The 3,943-nt window shown below is 73.2% G+C and carries 4 protein-coding genes; 2 read left to right on the forward strand and 2 right to left on the reverse strand.

From position 1 onward, the window contains the following. Nucleotides 1–143 precede the first annotated feature (143 nt). Nucleotides 144–815 (reverse strand): hypothetical protein, encoded by a 672-nt coding sequence (locus tag B7L92_RS31695; RefSeq protein WP_081240754.1) that lies wholly within the window; start codon nt 813–815, stop codon nt 144–146. Between the two features lie 195 nt (nt 816–1,010). After that, entirely contained in the window at nt 1,011–1,982 is a 972-nt protein-coding gene (locus tag B7L92_RS31700; RefSeq protein WP_081240755.1) for a pirin family protein, read from the reverse strand. A gap of 68 nt (nt 1,983–2,050) precedes the next feature. Between B7L92_RS31700 and B7L92_RS31705 the strand changes: the two genes are divergently transcribed. After that, the gene (locus tag B7L92_RS31705; RefSeq protein WP_081240756.1) at nt 2,051–2,578 is read left to right on the forward strand and encodes a carboxymuconolactone decarboxylase family protein; all 528 of its coding nucleotides are present in this window, start codon (nt 2,051–2,053) and stop codon (nt 2,576–2,578) included. Nucleotides 2,579–2,775: 197 nt separating this feature from the next. After that, the coding region (locus B7L92_RS31710; protein ID WP_081240757.1) for an FAD-binding oxidoreductase at nt 2,776–3,943 on the forward strand (1,168 nt) is incomplete at its 3' end.

The raw sequence follows: 3,943 nt of genomic DNA on the forward strand, positions 1-3,943 counted from the left end.
CCGTCATCGAACGGCGTGCCGTCCTGCGGGCGGCACGCCGTTCGATGACGGGCATGGTGGGGAACGCTCCGGTGTCCCCCGGCGACGCGGACCGCCGGGACGGGAGGGATCGGCCCCGCCGGGCGGGCCTCGCGCCACGCCCGTCAGGGCAGGAGCAGGCCGCCGATCGGCATCGGCCGGAGAGGGGCGAAGGACACACGTTCGCGCAGAGGCGGTGCCCGGCCTTCTCCCCGCCGTGCCAGGACGGCCGACCGCAACGGTGATGTGCTCACGCGGACGGCCGCCTGCGGCCCAGTGCCGTGGAGACGGTTGAGCACGGTCCAGACGAACAGCAGCAGTCGGCGCACGCCGGCCAGCAGCGGCCTGCTCCGCCACAGCAGCCGTTCGGTGAACCCGAGCAGCCGGGCGGCGATGACCACGGCGATCAGATGTCCGGCCGGCAGTACACCGGCCGGCGGTCCGGCCTCGGCGCCGTGCTCGATCATGGCGGTCACACCGGATGCCGCCCCTTGCCGGCCCATCGCGGCCTGACATGCACCGGGCAGCGCAGAGGCCAGGTGGGAGGCGAGCTGCGCGGTCAGGAGGACGCCGATCACCTGGGTGTCCGTCAGACGGCGCCGCGTCAGCACGACCGCGCCGGGTACGGCCACCACGACAACCGCCGCAGCAACGACCCACCTCGGCGCGTGGCACCGACTCAGGGCGTGCCCGGTCAGCGGGAGCAGCACGCACAGCACCGCCAGCACCCCGGCCCGAAGCCCGCGCAGCGCACCGGATGCCGGGGAGGCGGAGCCGGTGAGGGAGAGCGGTCGCATGGGGAGGGGCCTCGAGGAGTCAGTCGTTCGGTTCGCGGAAGCCGGGGCTGCCGGGCCCCGTACGTCGTCGGCTGTCGCTGGCAGCGTACTCACCCTCGCCCCCCGCCCCACCCCCGGGTCGCCCTTGCCTCGCTCCTCGCCACCGTCTCGCCGTCTCCGCAGGTCAGGTGTCCGGGGCCCCGATGCCTTCGCAGGTCAGCGCACCCTTCCCCGCGGCTTCAGGGGTGCGTTCGGCAGCTCCGGCGCGGGCAGTGGAGCCCCGTCGTATCCGTGCACCTCGCCGAAACGGGTCCCCTTCACCCAGTCCTCGCGAGCCTGCGCGATCTCGTCGTGCGACCGGCCGATGAAGTTCCACCACATGACGATCTCCTCCTCGAAGGGGGGACCGCCCAGCAGCACCAGCCGGGCGGTGCCGGCCGCCTCGTTCGTCAGGGTGAGCGTCGTGCGCCCCGGGGCGACGTAGCCCAGTTCGGCCGGCCGCACGGTCGTGCCCTCGACGCGCACCGTGCCGCTGTCGACGAGGACGCCGTGCTCGAAGCGGGCGTCGATGCCGAGGGTCACCGTGCCGCCGGGGACCACGGACACCTCGGCTCCCAGCAGGGGTGTGAAGGTGCCCACGGGCGAGGTGTCACCGGCGAGCGATCCGAGGAAGACCCGCGCTTCACCGCCGTCCAGGGGCACCGGGGTCGGCACATGGTGCTGGAAGTCCCGGTCGGCGTCGCGGTGCTCCTCGGGCAGGGCCACCCAGAGTTGCACTCCGTGCAGGATCGTGGTGCCCGGCGTGGACACCTCGGAGTGGCTGATGCCGAAGCCGCCGGTCATGAGGTTGAGCTCCCCCGGCCTGACGAACGCGTGGCTGCCCAGGCTGTCGCGGTGCTCGATCTCCCCGCTGAAGAGCCAGCTGACCGTCTGCAGTCCGGTGTGCGGATGAGGAGCGACGTCCATGCCGCCCGACTCGGCGACGTCGTCGGGACCGTAGTGGTCGGCGAAGCACCAGGCTCCGATCAGCGTCCGGGCCCGTTGGGGCAGCGTGCGCCGTACCGTCATCGCGCGCGGGCCGCCGAGCGGGACGTTCCGGGCGCCGAGGACCTCGACGCCGGTCCCGGGCCCGCCGTCCTGCGGGGCCCCGCACTTCAGCTCCGCGGGGCGCCTCTCCGTGTTGCTCATCGCTCGGCCTTCCTGTCCCCCGAAACGAAAGTTTCATTTTCAACATTCTTGGGTCGATGATAGGACCCATGGAGAGAGACCGCGATGAGGGAGTCCACGTGACACGGACGCCGGGGACGGCCGACGAGCGACGGGTGTTCGTCGACAAGCAGAGTCCAGACGCGTACGAGGCGCTCAGGGCCACGGCGAAGGCCGTGCGGGACGTCGCCGCGGCGGCCGGGCTCGACCGTGTTCTCGTGGAACTGGTCAACGTCCGGGTCTCCCAGCTGAACGCCTGCGCCTACTGCCTCAGCACGCACACCAGGGCCGCACTGCGGGCCGGCGAGACCGCCCAGCGCCTGGGCGTCCTGCCGGCCTGGCGCGACACCGAACTGTTCTCCCTCCGCGAGCGCGCGGCCCTCGCGCTCGCGGAGGCCACCACCCGTCCCGCCGACGCAGGCGCGCAGGGCGCCGCCTACGCCGAGGCGCGAGGCGTCCTGTCGGACGACGAGATCTCCGCCGTGATCTGGGTGGCGATCACCATCAACGCCTTCAACCGGGTCTCCGTCCTGAGCAAGCACCCGGTGCGCAGCGGCCCGGTGGCGCCGTCGTCGTGACGGCGCCGCCGGACGGGAGGACCGGACCGGCCGGACCGGCCGGCGCTCCCCCGCGCGGAGTCGTCGGGCCCGCATGCATGGCCGGCGACTCCGCACTAGCGTGAAAAGGTCAGCGGCAGCCGGCAGCGCGCACCGGGAGGGTGACGCTCATGGCGGAGAACCAGAGGACCACATCGACAGCCGCTGCGGAGCAGGCGATGGCCGACGAGCTCCGCTCCTCGCTGCAGGGTGAGGTGATCGACCGCGGTCATCCCGGATACGACGAGGCCCGAGCCGTGTGGAACGGGTTGATCGACCGCCGCCCCGCGCTCATCGCCCGGTGCACCGGAACGGCGGACGTGGTCGAGGCGGTGCGGGTCGCGGGCGAGCACCGTCCCGTGGTCAGCATCCGCGGCGGCGGGCACCAGGTGGCGGGCAGCGCGGTGTGCGACGACGGACTGGTGATCGACCTGTCCCGCATGAAGGGCGTACACGTCGACCCCGCCGCCCGCACCGCACGGGCCCAGGCGGGCGTGACCTGGGGCGAGTTCGACCGCGAGACCCAGCTGTACGGCCTGGCCGCACCGGGCGGGGAGATCTCGGCCACCGGCATCGCCGGTCTCACGCTCGGCGGCGGCTTCGGCTTCGTGATGCGGACGTTCGGCCTGAGCTGCGACAACGTCCGCTCACTCACGATCGTCACCGCGGACGGCGAGGCGCGCACGGCGAGCCGGGAGGAGGAGCCCGAGCTGTTCTGGGCGGCGCGCGGCGGCGGCCGGGGCCTCGGAGTGGTCACGTCCTTCGAGTTCGACCTCCATCCGTTCGGCCCCGAGGTGGCCGGCGTGCTGGCCCTCCACCCGTACGAGCGCGCCGAGGAGGTGCTGCGGGCCTGGCGGGACGCGACGCTCACCGCGCCGGAGACGGTCACGCCGGAACTCCTGCTCTGGACCGTGCCCGCGGCCCCCGAGATCCCGCCCGAGCTGCACCGGACGAACTGCGTGATGGTCGGCGCCGTGTACGGGGGCCGGCCGGGCGACGCCGCCACCGCCGCGCTGGCACCGCAGCGCGAACTGGGCCCGCCGCTCGCCGACCTGAGCGGGACCCTGCCCTATGTCATGCTGCAGAGCGCCAACACCTGGCGGTTCCCCGACGGCGAACGCTACTTCATGAAGTCCCACTTCATGGACGAGTTGAGCAACGAGGCCATCGCGACCCTGGTGGACCGGTACTCCCGGCGGCCGACCCCGGAGAGCCTGATCGTCGTCCGCACCCTGGGCGGCGCCGTGGCACGCGTCGGTCCCGACGACAGCGCGTTCGCGCATCGGTCGGCGCGCTACAACGTCAGCATCGACGCGGGCTGGCGGGACCCGGCGCTGGACGAGACCG

The sequence above is a fragment of the Streptomyces viridosporus genome, assembly GCF_002078235.1.
Taxonomy (GTDB): Bacteria; Actinomycetota; Actinomycetes; order Streptomycetales; family Streptomycetaceae; genus Streptomyces; species Streptomyces viridosporus.

Excerpts from the sequence above, each read along its gene's own strand:
- B7L92_RS31700 (WP_081240755.1), bottom strand. The coding sequence starts at position 1,982 with ATGAGCAACACGGAGAGGCGCCCCGCGGAGCTGAAGTGCGGGGCCCCG.
- B7L92_RS31695 (WP_081240754.1), bottom strand. The coding sequence starts at position 815 with ATGCGACCGCTCTCCCTCACCGGCTCCGCCTCCCCGGCATCCGGTGCG.
- B7L92_RS31705 (WP_081240756.1), top strand. The coding sequence starts at position 2,051 with ATGGAGAGAGACCGCGATGAGGGAGTCCACGTGACACGGACGCCGGGG.